The 16507-nt window shown below is 60.0% G+C and carries 15 protein-coding genes; 9 read left to right on the top strand and 6 right to left on the bottom strand.

Annotation, left to right across the window (positions count from 1 at the left end; translation table 11 throughout):
* Positions 1-43: 43 nt before the first annotated feature.
* Positions 44-772: an HAD family phosphatase gene (locus FGZ14_RS13655; protein WP_139924791.1), complete on the bottom strand. Its 729-nt coding sequence runs from the start codon at positions 770-772 to the stop codon at positions 44-46.
* Positions 773-996: 224 nt separating this feature from the next.
* On the opposite strand from FGZ14_RS13655, the gene pafA reads away from it, so the two are divergent.
* From pafA to FGZ14_RS13635, 5 genes are all read left to right on the top strand, one after another.
* The gene (gene pafA / locus FGZ14_RS13650) at positions 997-2709 is read left to right on the top strand and encodes an alkaline phosphatase PafA (RefSeq protein ID WP_139924790.1); all 1713 of its coding nucleotides are present in this window, start codon (positions 997-999) and stop codon (positions 2707-2709) included.
* 136 nt (positions 2710-2845) lie between these two features.
* Positions 2846-3427: an inorganic diphosphatase gene (locus FGZ14_RS13645; RefSeq protein WP_139924789.1), complete on the top strand. Its 582-nt coding sequence runs from the start codon at positions 2846-2848 to the stop codon at positions 3425-3427.
* Positions 3428-3570: 143 nt separating this feature from the next.
* On the top strand, positions 3571-4125 hold the full coding sequence (locus FGZ14_RS13640) for a DUF6766 family protein (RefSeq protein ID WP_257883230.1): 555 nt from the start codon (positions 3571-3573) through the stop codon (positions 4123-4125).
* Positions 4100-4255, top strand: coding sequence for a DUF6766 family protein (locus tag FGZ14_RS22080; RefSeq protein ID WP_257883229.1), 156 nt, complete (start codon positions 4100-4102; stop codon positions 4253-4255). Before FGZ14_RS13640 ends, FGZ14_RS22080 begins: the two co-directional genes overlap by 26 nt.
* Positions 4256-4316: 61 nt before the next feature.
* Positions 4317-5207, top strand: coding sequence for a UbiA family prenyltransferase (locus tag FGZ14_RS13635; protein WP_139924788.1), 891 nt, complete (start codon positions 4317-4319; stop codon positions 5205-5207).
* Positions 5208-5216: 9 nt separating this feature from the next.
* Here FGZ14_RS13635 and FGZ14_RS13630 read toward each other — a convergent pair whose 3' ends face one another.
* Entirely contained in the window at positions 5217-6740 is a 1524-nt protein-coding gene (locus FGZ14_RS13630) for an NAD(P)H-hydrate dehydratase (RefSeq protein WP_139924787.1), read from the bottom strand.
* A 39-nt stretch (positions 6741-6779) separates the two neighbouring features.
* On the opposite strand from FGZ14_RS13630, the gene FGZ14_RS13625 reads away from it, so the two are divergent.
* The 3 genes from FGZ14_RS13625 to sdaAA all read left to right on the top strand — a co-directional run bounded on the left by FGZ14_RS13625 (position 6780) and on the right by sdaAA (position 9260).
* On the top strand, positions 6780-7574 hold the full coding sequence (locus FGZ14_RS13625) for a M949_RS01915 family surface polysaccharide biosynthesis protein (RefSeq protein WP_139924786.1): 795 nt from the start codon (positions 6780-6782) through the stop codon (positions 7572-7574).
* Positions 7575-7664: 90 nt separating this feature from the next.
* Positions 7665-8132 carry a peptide-methionine (R)-S-oxide reductase MsrB gene (gene msrB, locus FGZ14_RS13620; protein ID WP_139924785.1) on the top strand — a complete coding sequence of 156 codons (468 nt, stop codon included), beginning with the start codon at positions 7665-7667 and terminating at the stop codon, positions 8130-8132.
* Between the two features lie 222 nt (positions 8133-8354).
* Positions 8355-9260 carry an L-serine ammonia-lyase, iron-sulfur-dependent, subunit alpha gene (sdaAA, locus tag FGZ14_RS13615; RefSeq protein WP_139924784.1) on the top strand — a complete coding sequence of 302 codons (906 nt, stop codon included), beginning with the start codon at positions 8355-8357 and terminating at the stop codon, positions 9258-9260.
* A 148-nt stretch (positions 9261-9408) separates the two neighbouring features.
* Here the strand turns inward: sdaAA and FGZ14_RS13610 are convergent, their stop codons facing one another.
* The 3 genes from FGZ14_RS13610 to FGZ14_RS13600 all read right to left on the bottom strand — a co-directional run bounded on the left by FGZ14_RS13610 (position 9409) and on the right by FGZ14_RS13600 (position 14324).
* The gene (locus FGZ14_RS13610) at positions 9409-11448 is read right to left on the bottom strand and encodes a T9SS type A sorting domain-containing protein (RefSeq protein ID WP_139924783.1); all 2040 of its coding nucleotides are present in this window, start codon (positions 11446-11448) and stop codon (positions 9409-9411) included.
* Positions 11449-11813: 365 nt separating this feature from the next.
* Positions 11814-12863, bottom strand: coding sequence for a hypothetical protein (locus FGZ14_RS13605; RefSeq protein WP_139924782.1), 1050 nt, complete (start codon positions 12861-12863; stop codon positions 11814-11816).
* A gap of 78 nt (positions 12864-12941) precedes the next feature.
* Positions 12942-14324, bottom strand: coding sequence for a LutB/LldF family L-lactate oxidation iron-sulfur protein (locus tag FGZ14_RS13600; RefSeq protein ID WP_257883228.1), 1383 nt, complete (start codon positions 14322-14324; stop codon positions 12942-12944).
* 44 nt (positions 14325-14368) lie between these two features.
* Between FGZ14_RS13600 and FGZ14_RS13595 the strand changes: the two genes are divergently transcribed.
* A complete protein-coding gene (locus FGZ14_RS13595; RefSeq protein WP_139924780.1) occupies positions 14369-14752 on the top strand; it encodes a hypothetical protein in 384 nt (127 codons plus the stop codon).
* Positions 14753-14759: 7 nt separating this feature from the next.
* Here FGZ14_RS13595 and FGZ14_RS13590 read toward each other — a convergent pair whose 3' ends face one another.
* Complete coding sequence (locus FGZ14_RS13590) at positions 14760-16466, bottom strand: M28 family peptidase (protein WP_139924779.1); 1707 nt, start codon at positions 16464-16466, stop codon at positions 14760-14762.
* Positions 16467-16507: the final 41 nt, after the last annotated feature.

Below are 16507 nucleotides of genomic sequence, written 5' to 3'. Positions count from 1 at the left end.
AGTAAGCCGGAAGCCCAGTTGAATGCCAGGTAGGCCACCTCCTTCAGAGCCGCATATACTGCCGCTTGGCCAGTTCCTTGCTGGGCTTGGGGGTAGGGGGCTGCTGCTCCAGTAGCTCCAAAATCTGCTCGGGTGTTATTTCGGTGAAGTCCTTTATAACCCGCAGCGGTGCCTGGAACTGCTCGGGCCGGAGGGTGGTGGTGAGTGTGATGCAGCGCATACCGGCTTTGTAGGCAGATTGCTCGCCCAAAATGGCATCCTCGAATACGAGGCAGCGCTCCGGCGGAATGCCCAACTGCCTGGAGGTAGTAGTGTAGGTATCGGCGTGGGGCTTGCCGCGCTCCACGTCGTCCTTGCCAACTATCACGTCGAAATAGCGGCGCAAATCCAGGTAGTCGATGATGTAATGGATAGTGTCGGAGGCGGAGCCAGTACCGAGCGCTGTTTTGAAGCCGGCTGCGCGGGCAGCTTTCAGAAACGTGGTGAGGCCTGCTACCTCTTTCCGGTGGTCCCAGTACAGAACGCGGTAAAGAAACTCGCGCTGGGCCGCATATTCTTCCAGCTTTTTCTTGGGAACCGGATCAGTAAAAACAGTTTGCAAGATCTTGGAAGCCGGCATGCCATTAAGTCGATCCAGCATGCGGCGGGCGTCGGTGGTCAGGCCCAGGTCCCGGAATAAAAGCTGAAAAGCTTCGGCCTGAAAGGAGGTATTGTCGATAAGGGTGCCGTCCATATCGAAAATGAGGGCATACGGCTGGAGGTCGGAGGGCATAGAAGGGTAGCGCTACGAGGGCGTTATGGGAGGAAAATCGGTTTGAAAGCTACTTGCTGCAGTGGAGGGCAGTCAGCCGGTCCGCCATGCGGAGCGGTTCTTCCAGCCTACGATGATTCGGCCATTTTGGCTCTGGACGAGCTGATTCCAGGCAGTGAGGGTTATCTTTGGGGCGCTAACCGAAAGCGGCCTAGATGGGCTGCTTTGCAATCTTTCCTTCCGCTTTGAAAAAAAGTCTGAGCCTATTGCTGGCCGCTACGTTGGCGGTGCCCGCCCTTGCGCAGAAAGCTGGTAAACCCCTCGACCGCCCCAAGCTGGTAGTAGGTATTGTGGTAGACCAGATGCGCTACGACTACCTCTACCGCTACTGGAATAAGTACGGCGCCGGCGGGTTCCGCCGCCTGCTGGGGGAGGGGTTCAGCTACGAAAATGCCCATTATAACTACGTGCCCACCTATACCGGGCCGGGCCACGCCAGCATCTACACGGGCACTACCCCCTCGGTGCATGGCATAGTGGGCAACAACTGGCTGGTGCGCGAGGAAGGCAAGGGCACCTACGTGACCGAAGACAAAACCGTACAGCCGGTGGGCGGCTCGGCGGCGGCCGGGCAACAGTCGCCGCGCCACATGCTGACCACTACCATCACCGATGAGCTGCGTCTGGCCACTAATTTCCAGAGCAAAGTGATAGGGGTGTGCATCAAAGACCGGGGCTCGATTCTGCCGGCCGGGCACGCGGCCAACGCGGCCTACTGGTACGACGGCGGCAACGGGGCCTTCATCACCAGCACCTTCTATGCCCAGCAGCTGCCCGAGTGGGTAACAAAATTCAACAGCGAAAATCGGGCGGCCAAGTACCTCGACCAAGCCTGGAACACGCTGCTGCCCATTGCCCAGTATACCGAAAGCTCGCCCGACGATGTGCCTTGGGAAGGCGCGTTCAAGGGAGAAGCCAAACCCATATTTCCGCACGACCTGCCAGCCCTGAGCGCGGCGCCTACCCCCGCCGTGAAAGGCAACCTGCAGGCCGCCGGCGAAAAGGCCCCTGTCGCCACAGCCCGCAATCTGGACCTGATCCGCTCTACGCCCTTCGGCAACTCCCTGACCCTGGACTTTGCCCTGGAGGCCATCCGGGCTGAGCAGTTGGGCCAGCGCGGGCAAACCGACTTTCTGGCCCTCAGCTTTAGCAGCACCGACTACGTAGGTCACCAGTTTGGGCCGAACTCTATTGAGGCCGAGGATACTTACCTGCGCCTGGACCGGGAGCTGGCGCGCCTGTTTGCCTACCTCGATAAAACCGTGGGCAAGAAGCAGGCCCTGGTGTTCCTCAGTGCCGACCACGGTGCCGCCCACTCGCCCAACTTCCTAATTGATAAGAAAATACCGGCGGGCTCGGTGGGGCCGGGCCGCATGCGCGACTCCTTGCAGCAGAAGCTGGTGAGCCTGTATGGCCCCGGCAAATGGGTGCTTAGCTACGAAAACCAGCAGGTGTACCTGAACCGCCCGCTGCTAACCGAGAAAAAGCTGGACCTCTACCAGGTGCAGCGCGAAGTGGCCGGTATCATGCTTGGCTTTACGGGCGTAACCCGCGCCCTGGCCGCCGAGGACGTACAGAAGTCACACTGGGAAAGCGGGATGCTGATGTACTTGGAAAACGGCTACTACCCCAAACGCTCCGGCGACGTGCTGGTGGTGCTGGAGCCAGGCTGGCTGGAGTCGTACCAGTTCCCCATCAATAAGGGCACAACCCACGGCTCCTCGGGCCGCTACGACACGCACGTTCCGGTAGTGTTCTGGGGCTGGGGAGTAAAGCACGGCAAGTCATCAGCTCCGGCAAAGATTACCGATATTGCACCCACCGTAGCCCGGTGGCTTCATATTCAGGAACCCGACGGCTGCACCGGGCAACCCCTGGCGGAAGTGCTCGGCTGGTAACTGTGCGGTTCGTTTTTCGTTACTGGTCTTTCGTGGTGGGCGCAGAGAAGTCTGGCCAGCGGCGGGCAGCAAGCGAAAAGCGGGCAACAAGAACCACGTAACGAACAAGAACCAACGAATAACGAACAACCAACGAATGGCTCATTTTAACCCCTGGCACGACGTAGAGCGTGGCGAAGACGCTCCCCAAGTTATCAACGGCATTATCGAAATTCCGAAAGGCTCGAAGGGCAAGTACGAACTGGACAAAGACAGCGGCCTGCTGAAACTGGACCGCGTCCTGTTCTCGGCTGTGCACTACCCGGCCGCCTACGGCTTCATTCCGCAAACCTACTGCGACGACAAGGACCCGCTGGATATTCTGGTGCTGTGCTCCGTGGACATTGTGCCCATGTGCCTGGTAGAAGCCAAGGTGATTGGTGTGATGCAGATGATTGACCAGGACGAGGAAGACGACAAAATCATTGCCGTGGCCGCCAACGACGTATCGGTAAACCACTACAACGATATTGCCGACCTGCCCCCGCACACCCTGCTGGAAATGCAGCGCTTCTTCGAGGATTATAAAGCTCTGGAGCACAAACAAGTGACCGTGGAGCGCTTTATGGGCCGCGAAGATGCGTACCGCATCATCGAGGAAAGCATTAAACTTTATAACGAGACGTTCCCGAAAGGCAACGCTCAGAGCGAAACTCCCGTAGAAGAGGTCCTGAGCTAATCCGCCCCTCTCTACACAAACACAACCACCGTAGCCCCCGGTTGCCTTGCTGGCGCCGGGGGCTGCTGCGTTAGGGCCGCCTGGCACGATGGAACTCTGCTGGGCCGTATCTTTTTACGGGCTGCTTTGCGTATGAAGCCGGTATGCCAACAACCCCTCCCCAATCCCGCCTGCTCCGATTTCTGTACGAAAATAGCCTGCTGCTCCTCGTGGCCCTGCTGGTGGTCAGTACCCTGGTAGGACAAGCCTTCACCGGCTGGCACGAGTACAACACCGACCTGGAAGACCTGCACCTGGCGCCCCTGACCCTAAGCCAGTACCTTGGTTCCGGCCATTTTCTGGAAGCTACCTTCGAAAACTGGGAAAGCGAGTTTCTGCAAATGGGGCTGTACGTGGTCCTGACCATCTGGCTGCGGCAGCGCGGCTCTTCCGAATCGAAGAAGCTTTACGAGAAAGAAGAGGTGGACCAGGAGCCCGACCCAACCAAAGACGACGCGCCCGGCCCGGTGAAGCGCGGGGGCTGGCAGCTGGCCCTCTACCGCCGCTCGCTCAGCATTGCCTTTTTCCTGCTGTTTTTTGCCTCCTTCTGGCTGCACGCCAAAGGGGGGGGCCGAGGTGTACAGCATCGAGCAGATGCAGCAGGGCCAGCCCGGCGTTGGTACCCTGGCGTACATGGCCACGACCCGGTTCTGGTTTGAGTCGTTGCAGAACTGGCAGAGCGAGTTTCTGTCCATCGTATCTCTGGTGGGGCTGTCTATTTTTCTGCGCCAGCACGGCTCACCCGAGTCGAAGCCGGTGGATGCCGCGCACAGCGAAACTGGTCGGTAGTCATCCTGTATCTTCGGGGTAGCGAAGAAGAGGTGCTGCTTCGCATTCCGAGAAGTTCTCTATGCCGTCATTTCGTTCGTTGGGCGTGGGCGCCAGGCGCCTGACAGATGCCGTGCTGTATAGCAGCGTCTGGCTCTCGTTGGCGGCCCTGGGACTGATGTGGGCCACGTTTCTGTTCTGGCGGGTGCATATTCCGCTCCGGCTGGGGGCCCTGATTTTCTCGGCTACCCTGTTTCTTTATAACCTCGACAGCGTACTACCCTACAAGCAAAGCCAGCAGCCCGGCCTCTCCAAGCGCAAGCAATGGATGCGCCAGCACCGCCGGGCCCTGCTGCTGCTGGCAGTACTGGCCGGTGGGGTGTCTGGGGTGCTGTTTTTTACCGATGCCCGCCTGAGCCTGACGCTGTTTCTGGGGCACCTGGGGGCTATTTCGGTGCTGTACTCCATGCCCTTGTTCAGGCGTGTCGGGCGGTGGTGGGCCCTGCGCGACCTGCCCCTGCTCAAGGTGTTCCTGATTGGCTACGTGTGGGCCGCCGTCACGGTCTGGATTCCGGCCTTGTACCTGGGCCGGGGGGTAGCGGAGCCGGTGGTGCTGGTGCTGTTTCTGCGCCGCTTCCTGTTCATTCTGGCTCTGGCTTTCGTGTTCGATATCCGGGACTATACCAAAGACCGCCTAACCGGCACCCACACGTTCCCGGGGCTTTTCGGCATTCAGGCCACCAAATTTATAGCTCTGGCCGCGCTGGTAATAGCCGCCCTGCTGGTGCCGCCCGGCGCTCCGGCCGGCCACGAGGCTGCCTTGGCCCTACCCCTGCTGCTGGCCGCCGTCGTTATCTGGTTTGCTGAAGAGTCGCGCACCGACTACTACTTTGCCCTGCTCACCGATGGCGTGATGCTGGTGCAGTTTCTGGCCGTGTGGTGGGTAACCGACGCCCAGGCCGCCGGACTCTGAGAGGCTTGCTCACAGCTGAGGGGGTAGGGAAGTCAGCGCCTGCAGGGCCGGCCCGATAAACCGCACCAAATCACCGGCTACGAGGCCAGCTTCCCCGGTTTTCTGGGCGGCCAGGTCGCCAGCGCGGCCGTGGGCATAAAGGCCCAGCAGCGCTGCATCGAGGGCAGTAAGGCGCTTGTCGGCCCGCAGCGCCAGTAGCAGGCCGGTCAGCACGTCGCCGCTGCCGCCGGTGGCCATGCCGGGGTTGCCGGTGCTGTTGAAGTACAGGGCGCCCTCGGGGGTAGCCAGGGCCGTGTAGGCGCCTTTCAGCACGCAGTAGCAGCCGTGGGCCTGGGCAAACGTGCGCAGCTGCTCCAGGCGGTGGTAGTCGTCGCGGGCGGGCGCACCTACCAGTCGCTCAAATTCCTTGGGGTGCGGGGTTAGCAGAGAATCGGGGGGTAGCAGGCTGAGCAGGTCGGGGTTGGCGCCCAGCAGATTCAGGGCGTCGGCATCCAGTACCAGCGGCACGGCGGCTTTGCGCAGAAGCTGACGCAGCACGTCCAGGGTAGCATCTTCCTGCCCCAGCCCCGGCCCGATGCCCACGGCCGCGTAGGGCTTCAGGTCCGGCAGCTCGGTCACGAAATCGGTAGCGGGGTCCGTCAGGGCCATGGCTTCGGGTACGGCTGTTTGCAGGATGTTGTAGCCCACGGCCGGCACCCGCACCGTCAGCAGGCCTACGCCCGCGCGCAGACAGGCCTTTGAGGCCAGCACGGCGGCGCCTATTTTGCCCTGGCTGCCCGCCAGTAGTAGCGCGTGCCCAAAGGTGCCTTTGTGGCTGAACTTACTCCGGGCAGGCAGGCGGCCCAAAAGAAAATCACCATCCACGAAAAAGTTATCCACAGGCGTATTGTGGATAAAGGTCTGATCAAGACCGATAGGTAAGACCTGCCACTCGCCTACCCACTCAGCGTTCTGAGGCAGTAGAAAGGCCAGCTTGGGCAGCTCAAAACTGACGGTGTAGCGGGCCCTGGCAATTATGCTCTCGGAAGGTTGCGGGGCGTCGGAAAACAGCCCCGAGGGAATATCCACTGCCACCACGCAGACGCCCGAATCGTTCAGGTGCCGCACGACTCCAGCGGCAGTACCCGATAGGGGCCGGCTCAGGCCCGTACCAAACAGCGCATCCAGTACCAGCGCATCAGGCGGAAGCTGGGGCAGCTGCTCGGGGTTCAGCTCCTGGCAAGCCAGCTCCGGGGGGAGGCGCTGACGGTTTAGCTGAAAATCGGGGGAATACTTGCTGGCCGGCAGCAGCCAGACCTGGGCCGCAAAACCCTCCTGGTACAGCCGCCGGGCAATGGCCAGTCCGTCGCCGCCATTGTTGCCGGGCCCGCAGAAGATGTGCAGCGGGCGGGCCGGGTCGGTGGCGAGGCGGGCCAGCAGCCACTCGCAAAAGGCCGCGGCGGCCCGTTCCATCAGGTCTTCGGAGCGGATGTCCTGGGCTTGGAGCGTGGCCTGGTCGGCTTGGTGGGTCTGGGCGGCAGTCAGGATTTTCATAGCTTGCCTATACTTGAGATACGGCCAATCAGGACGATAATGCGAAAATTTTCTTTGGGGTTTGTGCTCCTGCTGGGGGTAGGGGCGTGTTCCGAAACCCCGCAAAAACACCCGGCTACCAGTCCAATACCTGCTGCTCAGCCAACTGCTTCATCTGCGCCTGCTTCCATCCCCGTCCGCACCTTAAAGGCCGCCCAGATTCCGGACCCTACCCTGCTTCCGCCGGGCAAGCTGCTGGAAGCGCGGCAATGGCAGGATAGCTACGGCGAAAACCTACTGCTCATTACCCGGCGCGGTCCGTTTGATGAGAAGACTACCGAGTACACTGATGAGGAATCGGGGGTAGAGCTGTTTGCCCGGCAGTACGTGCGGCAGGCCTCGGGCCGCTGGCAAGAGCTCTGGCGCATGCAGGATGCCATCCGCAACTGCGCTTTTGATATGTGGCTGGGGCCGCTGCCGGGCTCTACCTCCATTACCGATCTGAACGCCGACGGCGAAACCGAAACCACGCTGGTGTACCAGCTCACCTGCCGCAGCGATGTAAGCCCTTCCGATCTGAAGCTAATTATGCACGCCGGCCGCCGGAAATACGCGCTACGGGGCCAAACAGTAGTACAATACGACTCCCTGACGGTGGCCCAACGCGCGCCTGCCAACCCGTGCTGTGTAGATACCCTCAGTGAAGCCGAGCTGGATGCTCCCGAGGGCTACAAGCTGTACGCGGGGCGCTACCAGAACGAAAAAGATTTCCGGAAGGCCCCGCCGGAGCTCCTGCGCTATGCCCGCCAGCAATGGCGCAAGTGGAGCCTGCAGGACCAGGGAGAGCAGCTGTAAGCCCGCAGCAGGGGTAGGGCCGGGTTAAACTTCTGACCCTACGGATGCGTTTCCACTACACCCGCCCTTTCATCTAAATCTTCACAACCCATGCAAACCTGGAACGATGTAATCCGGCTGGCCAACCACGGCAGCCCGGCCCCCGATAAGCGCGTAGAAAAAACCGACGCCGAGTGGCGCGCCCAGCTCACCCCCGAGCAATACCACGTTACCCGCCAGCACGGTACCGAGCGCGCCTTCACCGGCGAGTACTGCGAGGCCCACGAAGCAGGACTGTATGCCTGCGTCTGCTGCGGCACCCCGCTCTATGACTCGCGCACCAAGTTCGAGTCGGGTACGGGCTGGCCGAGCTTCACGCAGCCGGTGCAGGAAAACGCCATCCGCTACAAGAAAGACACCAGCTACGGCATGACGCGCGTGGAAGTGCTCTGCAACGTCTGCGACGCCCACCAGGGCCACGTTTTCCCCGATGGCCCACCGCCCAGCGGCCTGCGCCTGTGCATTAACTCGGCTGCTATTAAGCTGGTAACGGAGCCAGTGCAGGCCAGCCAGGGTTAGCCCCAGACCTGTTACTGCTGTTCACTGATAAAAGCCTCTTTGCTTCTTGTAAGGAGGCTTTTACTATTAAACAGGGGTAGCAAATTGAGCGAGGACTATGGAGAAAAGCGCCCCATTCTTGATGCTGCCGTTTTTCTACCGATTTTCGCAGCCCGCTTTCCTGAACTGCTTGCCCAGCGGCGGTGTTTCAGTTCGTTATTCCACCCCACCAACCTTCCACCCATGTCCCTGCTTTTCAATGATTTTGCCAGCTGGCAAGCCCACTGTGCCTCCACCGGCGAGCCGCTCTACCAACCCGTTCTGGCCTACGAAATTGAGCAGAAAGGCCGCACCGAGGACGAAATATGGGCGGGCTTGCAGCGGGCCTACGATGTCATGCGCGACGCCGTGCATACCGGCCTCACCCAGAACATGACCTCGCGCTCAGGCATGGTAAACAACGGGGCCAAGAAAATTGCCGCCTCACCCGTTACCGTACTCTCGCCGGAGTTCAAGCAGCTGGTTACGCGGGCCCTGGGTGCCAAGGAAGTAAACTCGTGCATGGGCCGGGTGGTGGCCGCACCCACGGCCGGGGCCTCGGGCATTCTGCCGGGTGTGCTGGTTACCCTCCAGGACTTGCACAAGTTGGAAGACCGCTCTATTCTGGAAGGCCTGCTGGTGGCGGCGGGCATTGCCCTCATCATTGAGCAGAACGCCTCCCTGGCCGGAGCCGTAGGTGGCTGCCAGGCCGAAACGGGCTCGGCGGCTGCTATGGGCAGCGGGGCTATAGTATATTGCCTGGGCGGGTCGGTGGAAGAAACCTTCGCGTCCGTTGCCATTACTATTCAGTGCATGCTGGGTTTGGTCTGCGACCCGGTGGCGGGTCTGGTAGAGGTGCCCTGCGTGGTGCGCAACGCATCGGCGGCAGCCATTGCCTTCAGCTCGGCCCAGATTGCCATTGCCGGCGTTGACCCCGTCATTCCCGTAGATCAGTGCGTGGCGGCCCTCGGCGAAGTTGGCCAGAGCATGGAAACCCGCTACAAGGAAACGGCCCTGGGCGGCCTTGCCAACACCACCCGGGGTAGGGAAATTGAAAAGATGGTGCTGGTGCAGGATGTGCAAATCCTGCCCGACGAGCAGGAGCAGTAAAACCCGCGCCTGAAGTTACCCCAAAACGCTGCGCCTCTGAGGCAAACGCTTCGGCTAAACTTTCCCTCTCGCTACTACACAAAAAGCCCTTGCCGCGTTGGTGGCAAGGGCTTTTTGTGTAGTACCCCGATAGGTTACGCTGGGGAGCTTACTGCTTCACCAGCTTTTCCCGAATCTGCTGTCCGTCGGGTAGGTTGAGGTGCAGCAGGTACGTACCCTGGGGCAGGCCATCCAGCGCATCGAGGGGCAATTCCTGGGCCGTGGGCTCTACCAGCGCCGTGCGGCGGAATACTTCCCGGCCCTGCATATCGAGCAGGCGGGCCGTGAGCTGGCCGCCCCGCGTGGGCTGCATCAGGATGCGCAGGGAGCTGTTGAACGGGTTGGGGTAAGCGGCCGCAGTAGCTACTGAGCCAAAGGAAACAACCTGGGGGCCAAACAGGGAGGCTTTGCCATCGAGGTCCAGCTGGCGCAGCCGGTAGTAGCGCAGCCCAAACTTAGCCGATTCGCGGTCCACAAACTCGTAGGTACGGGCCTGCTGGCTGGTAGGCGAGGGGCTGGCTACCGTGCCCAGCGTCCGGAAGGCGCGGCCATCGGTAGAAACCTGCACCTCGTAACCCGCGCTGTTCAGCTCCTGAGAGGTAGCCCAGCGCAGGATGGCATCGGAGCCGGCACGCGTGGCCGTGAAACTGGTCAGGGTTACGGGCAGCGGATTATTCCGGTCGCCCAGGGTCAGGAAGGTCAGCCGGTCAACTCCCGATTTGGTTATTGTGTTGGCCGTAGTTTGCTGGGAGTCTTTACCCACTAGGCCCCAGGTCTGGCCGCTGTTGGCCGACTGGAAAATCACCAGGTCGTTTTCTGGGTTGCTGTTCAGCTCCCGATCAAGGTAAGAGAAAACCAGGGTGGCGTTCAGATTGGTATTATTATCGGGCACCAGGTTAAACTGGCGCTGTACGCTGCGGCTAGTACCCGCGCCGGAGTAGGTCAGGCCCGTCAGGCGCACCACCAGCGTCTGGCCGGCCGCCTGGCCGTTGGTAGTAAGCGTGAAGCCGATGTTGCCAAAATCCTGCGGAACGGCCAGGCCAACGGCCCGGCGTACCTGCACTACCCCCAGCACAAAGCTGGTTTCGGTTTCGTTCACAATGCTGGCCGTGGCACCCAGCAGCGTCAGGTTAAACACGCTGGGGTTGTTAACGGCCGTTTGCAGAATGCCGCTCGTGAAGGTGAGCGTGCCAATGATGCTGGCCTGGTTGGTAAGCGTCTTGACCCCTCCGCCTTCAATGCGCATGTCAAAAAACACGTCCCCATCAAATTGCTGGTCGCCGCGGCGCGCCAGTACAAACACCCCGCCGCCCTGCTCGTAGCCTGAGGCCGGGTTCGAGAAGTTGCCGAACACCCGCAGCTCCCCGCCTTCCAGGCGCAGCACGGCGCGGTTGGTGGGGTCGGTGCCCGCTACAGTGAGGTTACGCACCACGGCTACACCGCTGAAAATGTCGGGGAAGTTTATCGGACCCACCGGAATCAGGGCGTCGGTTTCGGCCGTAGGAACGCCATTGGTCCAGTTGCTGCTGTTAAACCATTCGCTGTTTACGCTGCCGGTCCAGGTAGTAGAAACGGGCGTAGCGCCGGTTACCGCAAAGGTAGCGCGGTAGTTCTGGCCGCCGCGGCTGTCGTACACGTTGTACCCGGTGCCGCCGTTAACCCCGCTGCCCTCAAAGTACACTTCCAGCACGTAGGTGCCATTGCCGTTGGTGCGCGCCAGCAGATCGAGGTTGGCCGTCAGAACGTCCCATTTCTCGTCGCCGTTGCTCTGCCGCCCCCGAAACCCCAGCTCAATGGACTGAAACCCGCCCGGAGCGTTGCCCTGGCGAAAGAGGCGGTAGTACATGCGCGTTGCCTGCACATCGTCGCCGTTGTTTTCGTAGGTGTTGGCTTCGGCCCCGTTCAGAATCAGCTGGCCGGTAGTGCGGTCAAAGGAACCCAGGTCGGCACCCTGAAAATCAGGATTGCCCGTGTTCTGCAACTCTGTGTCGTAGTACACGTTGCCGCGGCCGCTGTTAAGCACCACAAAGTTTTTGAAGAAGCCCGATTCAGCCCAGGCCGTCGAGCTCGTCAGGAACAGTAAGAGAAGCAGAGCCCCGAGCCAGCGGGCCAGCAGAGAGTGATTTTGAGAAGTACAGGTAGTAGCCATGATGATGATACATGAGAAGCCTAGAAGGAAAGCCGCCAACTAAGGCAGCAATGGGGGCCTTAACGCACCATCAGACGAAAGGTTAATGATTTTTGATGAAAATAAAGCAATAATAAATTAAAATAATTATATATTTCAGATGCAAAAACAGTACTTTCCAAAGCCTACTTGTCTATAAAAACGAATAGTGCAAGATAATTTGGTATTATATGAAGTATAAATTGAGTTATATAAAAACTCAACGGTCCCACTGCAAGCCAAGGCGAAAAGGCATGCTTCGGACATGGCGAATAGTCCTTGGTGCTATTGGGTAGAGCAGGGGCCTGTTGTACCAAGCGGGGTAGCGCGTGTATTCCCTCGGAAATCTAGATGGGCTTAATCTGCGGGGCCATGGTCAGGTTGGCCAGGTAATGGATGGCCTCGGCGTACTCGCCGCGCAGCTTCTGGTACTTGTGCCAGGCTGCCTGCTGGTCGGATAGCAGCGGAACGCCGGCCTCTTGCAGCTCTTGGCAGGCCTTCTGAAAATCCTGGTACTTGGGGTCTTCTACGGGCTCTTTGTCGCTGGGCGGCTCGGGCTCCTTGGTATCGGCTTCAAACTTGAAAAAGCGCGACACCCGGTTAATAGCCAGGCAGCCCGCTTTGAAGCACAGCACCATATGGGGGTTGCGCGGGGCATCTACTGTACTGAGCAGCAGGGCGGCCGTTTCCAGAATAATATCGGCGGCCATAACCCAGGAACGGCCCGGCTGCGGCGAGCGGAAAAAGGAGAGGATGGGCAGAGAGGTGTGACTTTCCTCTATTTCCACAAACCACTCCTCCCAATACTGCCACTGCTCCTTCTCATCGGAGATGGAGCCGGTCTGGTGCACCCACCGGATCAGGCCCACTGTGGAGCTGGAGGTACCCGTGCGCAAATCGAGGCGGGCTATTACCAGCTCGCGGCGGGAGTAGGCCTGGTAGATGGTGGGGAGGTAGGAAATCAGCAGCGTCAGGAGTAACAACCCCAGCGTAGCCTCCGAGTACGACATGACGGTAGCCACCACCCCCTCACTTGGTTCCTCGGACCCCAGCGTGAGCAGGGAGCTGTTGCTGATGCGGTAGCAGCGGTCCAGGTCGCCTTCGCCCAGGGCCCAGAAAATAGCAGTGTATCCGAAACTGACTACCCCCAGCCAGGCAATGGGCAGGGCCACCAGCCCCACGGGCGCGTACAGCGCCATTATCCGGTCGCGCTGCCCGTAGGTGCGGCCCCAGGAGGCCATAACCATGAATATCCACCGGATACTCGTGAAAATCCAGTTGTTCAGGAGCACAGATTCGTTGCGGGGCAGCACAAACGAGCGGATGGCCGCCAGCACCGTAACAGTCACCAGGAACAGGCCGACCAGCAAGGCCAGCCCTTTGAGCGCAAATAGCATAGAGAGAAAGCAAGAGCAGCATTACCGCCGCCTGCCTTCTACTGCTGAACCTTGCCGGAAGTTGAGGGGGTAGGGGCTTTACTTTTTGGGCTGCTCCTTCCAGAGCTGCCGGAAAGTTTTGGGCGCTACCTGTACGGCATCGCGACGCTTGCTCCAGCCCACTTCTCCTAGCAAGCGGCTTAGTACCCAGTTTTTGGCTGAAGCCGGGACCAGGTCCCACACCCAGCGGTGCTTCATGCCGTGCAGCCACAGGCCAATAGCCCGGCGCTCCTCTTTATCGGTAAGGCCTTCCTGCACGCTCTGCTGCCGGTTTTTGAGCAGAATGTTGTGGATAGGAATTTTCACCGGGCACACCGAGGTGCAGGCGCCGCACAGGCTGCTGGCGTAGCTCAGGTGCTTATTTTCGGCCATGCCCGAGAGGTGGGGCGTAATCACGGAGCCGATAGGGCCGGAATAAGTAGCCTCGTAGGTGTGGCCGCCAATGTTCTTGTACACGGGGCAAATGTTCAGGCAAGCTCCGCACCGAATGCAGTTCAGGGCCTCGCGCTTGTCGGGCTGGGCCAGCAGGTTGGTGCGGCCGTTATCGAGCAGAATCACGAACATTTCCTCCGGGCCGTCCTTTTCCAGGGGCTGGCGCGGACCGGTGTAAATGGTGTTGTACACCGTCACTTGCTGGCCCGTGCCGCTGGTGCTGAGCAGGGGCCAGAACAAATCCAGGTCCTGCAGGCGCGGAATCACCTTTTCAATGCCCACAATGGCAATGTGGGTTTTCGGGAAGGTGGCCGAAAGACGGGCGTTGCCTTCGTTTTCGGTGACGGCAATGGCACCGGTGTCGGCAATGATGAAGTTGCCACCCGTAATGCCTACCTCGGCCGACGTGTATTTGTCGCGCAGGAGGTGGCGGGCCGTGAGCACCAGCTTCTGGGCGTCATCGGTGTACTCGATGCCCAGATGCTTCACGAAGATATCGGCAATATCAAGCTTGCTCAGGTGCATGGCCGGCGTCACGATGTGGTAGGGCCGCTCCCCGTTTAGCTGCACGATAAACTCGCCCAGGTCCGTCTCCACCGACTCAATGCCGCGCTTCTCGAGGTACTTGTTCAGGTGAATTTCCTCGGTGGTCATGCTCTTGGCCTTCACCACGGTACGGGCCTGGCGGCGCTCCATAATCTTGCCGACCTCAAACAACGCTTCCTCCGCGTTCTGAGCCCAGATGACCTTGCCGCCCCGAGCCGTGAACTTTTCCTCGAACTGCAGCAGATATTCGTCCAGATGGTTGATGACCTGAGTTTTGAGGTAGGAAGCCCGCGCCCGCGCCAGCTCGTGGTCCTGGTAGAAGCCCAGGCCCGTTTGTACGGCCGCGTTGTACTTGCCAATGTTAAAGCGGATTTTACGCCGGTGCTCCAAGTCGAACGCCTTAGCCTCGCTGTCTTTCTGAAATTGACTAGGTTTCGTCAGCACAGATTTCGAAAGTTGCTCCATCACCTATTTCCGCTAGTTTACGAATGACTGTTTTTCAGATTCCTGAGCCCATTCCGGACCAGGGTGTCCCGGTACCCATTGATGCTATTGAGAGCAGCTTCCGGATGCTGGGCTTTATTCCGGGCACTTCCCGCAACGACCTGAGTCCCCGGCTGGTGCTGTACCCAACCCGCCTGGAAGTAAAGGTCGCGCAGACCGCCTACCACGAATATACGGCACTGAAGCGGGTAGATTATGAACCGGAAGGCTTTCTGCGTCGGGAGAAAGTCATTTTATCTTTCCACGACGACAGTACAGCCTATTACATCAAACCCTCGTCCGCGGCAGTTACCCGGGAGTTACTCCGGTTCTGCCACAGGCGAGGGTTTGCGTTAACAGCGGAAGCTCAGCAGGCGCTGGGCGAGTAATAGCTGCTTATTTCTTGTTCGAGTCCACCACGATGCGCTGGTCGCGGTTGGCCAGTTCCCAAGCGGTGTAGAACACTAGGCGGGCGCGCTTCTCCATCTGCGGAAACTCAATCTTCTCCACTTCATCGCCGGCGCCGTGGTAGTCATCATGCACGCCGTTGAAGAAAAAGGCCACCGGAATGCGGTGCTTCGCGAAGTTGTAGTGGTCGGAGCGGTAGTAGAAGCGGTTCGGATCCTCGGGGTCGTTGTAGCGGAAGTCGAGGTCGATCTGGGTGTACTTCTGGTTCTGATCCAGCAGAATCTGGTGCAGCTGGGAGCTGAGCTTGTCTGAGCCAATTACGTACACGTATTCACCCTTGCCTTCGTGGTCCTTGTCGGTGCGGCCTACCATGTCGGTATTCAGGTCCACTACGGTGTTGGCCAGCGGGAAGATGGGGTGGTCGGTGTAGTACTCCGAGCCCAGCAGGCCTTTTTCCTCGCCCGTCACCGTCAGGAACAGCACGCTGCGGCGCGGACCGTGGCCTTCGGCCTTGGCTTTCACGAAGGCTTCGGCCATTTCCAGCACCGTTACCGTGCCCGAGCCGTCGTCGTCGGCGCCGTTGTGCACCTCGCCGTTAATGATGCCGATGTGGTCGTAGTGAGCCGAAAGCACCATTATTTCGTCCTTCTTGTCGGTGCCTTCGAGGTAGCCCAGCACGTTCTCGGTGGTGAAATCTTCGGTTTTCTTGGCGGCCTTCACCAACGCTTTGGCAGGCTTGAAGGGGGTAGCCGTAGGCTTGCCCGCTTTGTTGATGCCAGTGGTGTACTTGGTTACGGCTGCTGCGTTGCTACCCAGCATTTTGTAGCCAACGGCCGGCGACACGAAAAACGCCGTGGCGCGCGCCGTACCCGGAGCCGCATCTTTAAACGCAATGCTGGGGCGGCTGATGTAGGGCGTCATGCGCGCCGCCATCTTCTCGAAGTTGCTGTTGGGGTTAAAGTCCACAAAGAACACCGAGCGGGCACCTTTCTGGGAAGCTAGCTGCAGCTTGGCCCGGTAGTCCTGGCCCCATTTGCTTCCCTGTCCGTCTTTGCCGAGCAGGGCGGTACCCTTGTCGTTCTGGGGCTCACCAATCAGAATCAGCAGGTCTTTGCCTTTCACGTCGCCAAGGGCGGCGTAGTCGGAGTAGCCGTCCTGCTCGATGCCATAGCCGGCGAATACCGGCTGAATGGCGGTTTCCTGCGCGAAGCCGGTGCTGCCGGCGGCATAGAAGTCCGTCAGCCACTTAAAGGTCTGGCCGCCTACTTTCAGGGTAGCGCCATCGGCCCAGGTGCTGCGCACCATGGTGAAGTGCTGGAGGTAGGGGTTGTCTGAGCCCTGCACCGGGCCTTGCAGGCCCAGCTCCTTGAAACGGTTGGCAATGTACTCGGCGGCCATTTTCTGGCCTTTCTCCCCGGTTTCGCGGCCCTCGTAAGCATCCGAGGCCAATACCGTCAGGTGCTGGCGAAGGTCGGCCTGGGTGATGGTTTCGGCGTAGGTGCGGGGTAGGTCGGCGGAGGCAGGAGCGGCCGTTGCCTTATCCACGGCGTCAGCAGCTCGCTCGGCTGCGGAGGGCGCTTCGGTTTTGGCTTTGCGCTTGGTCTTAACCTTGATTTTCTCGGGCGCCTGCTGGGCCACGGCAGCGGTTGCTACGCCGGCCGCCAGCAGGAAAGCCAGAAAGGACTGTTTCTTCATAAAAGAGGTAGAAGGATGGGGGTGTGGGAAGGGTAGGAAGT

The sequence above is a fragment of the Hymenobacter sp. DG01 genome (genome assembly GCF_006352025.1).
Classification (GTDB): domain Bacteria; phylum Bacteroidota; class Bacteroidia; order Cytophagales; family Hymenobacteraceae; genus Hymenobacter.
This window is presented reverse-complemented; position numbering and strand designations above follow the sequence as displayed.

Excerpts from the sequence above, each read along its gene's own strand:
- FGZ14_RS13655 (WP_139924791.1), bottom strand. The coding sequence starts at position 772 with ATGCCCTCCGACCTCCAGCCGTATGCCCTCATTTTCGATATGGACGGC.
- FGZ14_RS13645 (WP_139924789.1), top strand. The coding sequence starts at position 2,846 with ATGGCTCATTTTAACCCCTGGCACGACGTAGAGCGTGGCGAAGACGCT.
- FGZ14_RS13640 (WP_257883230.1), top strand. The coding sequence starts at position 3,571 with ATGCCAACAACCCCTCCCCAATCCCGCCTGCTCCGATTTCTGTACGAA.
- FGZ14_RS22080 (WP_257883229.1), top strand. The coding sequence starts at position 4,100 with ATGGCCACGACCCGGTTCTGGTTTGAGTCGTTGCAGAACTGGCAGAGC.
- FGZ14_RS13635 (WP_139924788.1), top strand. The coding sequence starts at position 4,317 with ATGCCGTCATTTCGTTCGTTGGGCGTGGGCGCCAGGCGCCTGACAGAT.
- FGZ14_RS13630 (WP_139924787.1), bottom strand. The coding sequence starts at position 6,740 with ATGAAAATCCTGACTGCCGCCCAGACCCACCAAGCCGACCAGGCCACG.
- FGZ14_RS13625 (WP_139924786.1), top strand. The coding sequence starts at position 6,780 with ATGCGAAAATTTTCTTTGGGGTTTGTGCTCCTGCTGGGGGTAGGGGCG.
- msrB (WP_139924785.1), top strand. The coding sequence starts at position 7,665 with ATGCAAACCTGGAACGATGTAATCCGGCTGGCCAACCACGGCAGCCCG.
- sdaAA (WP_139924784.1), top strand. The coding sequence starts at position 8,355 with ATGTCCCTGCTTTTCAATGATTTTGCCAGCTGGCAAGCCCACTGTGCC.
- FGZ14_RS13610 (WP_139924783.1), bottom strand. The coding sequence starts at position 11,448 with ATGGCTACTACCTGTACTTCTCAAAATCACTCTCTGCTGGCCCGCTGG.
- FGZ14_RS13605 (WP_139924782.1), bottom strand. The coding sequence starts at position 12,863 with ATGCTATTTGCGCTCAAAGGGCTGGCCTTGCTGGTCGGCCTGTTCCTG.
- FGZ14_RS13595 (WP_139924780.1), top strand. The coding sequence starts at position 14,369 with ATGACTGTTTTTCAGATTCCTGAGCCCATTCCGGACCAGGGTGTCCCG.
- FGZ14_RS13590 (WP_139924779.1), bottom strand. The coding sequence starts at position 16,466 with ATGAAGAAACAGTCCTTTCTGGCTTTCCTGCTGGCGGCCGGCGTAGCA.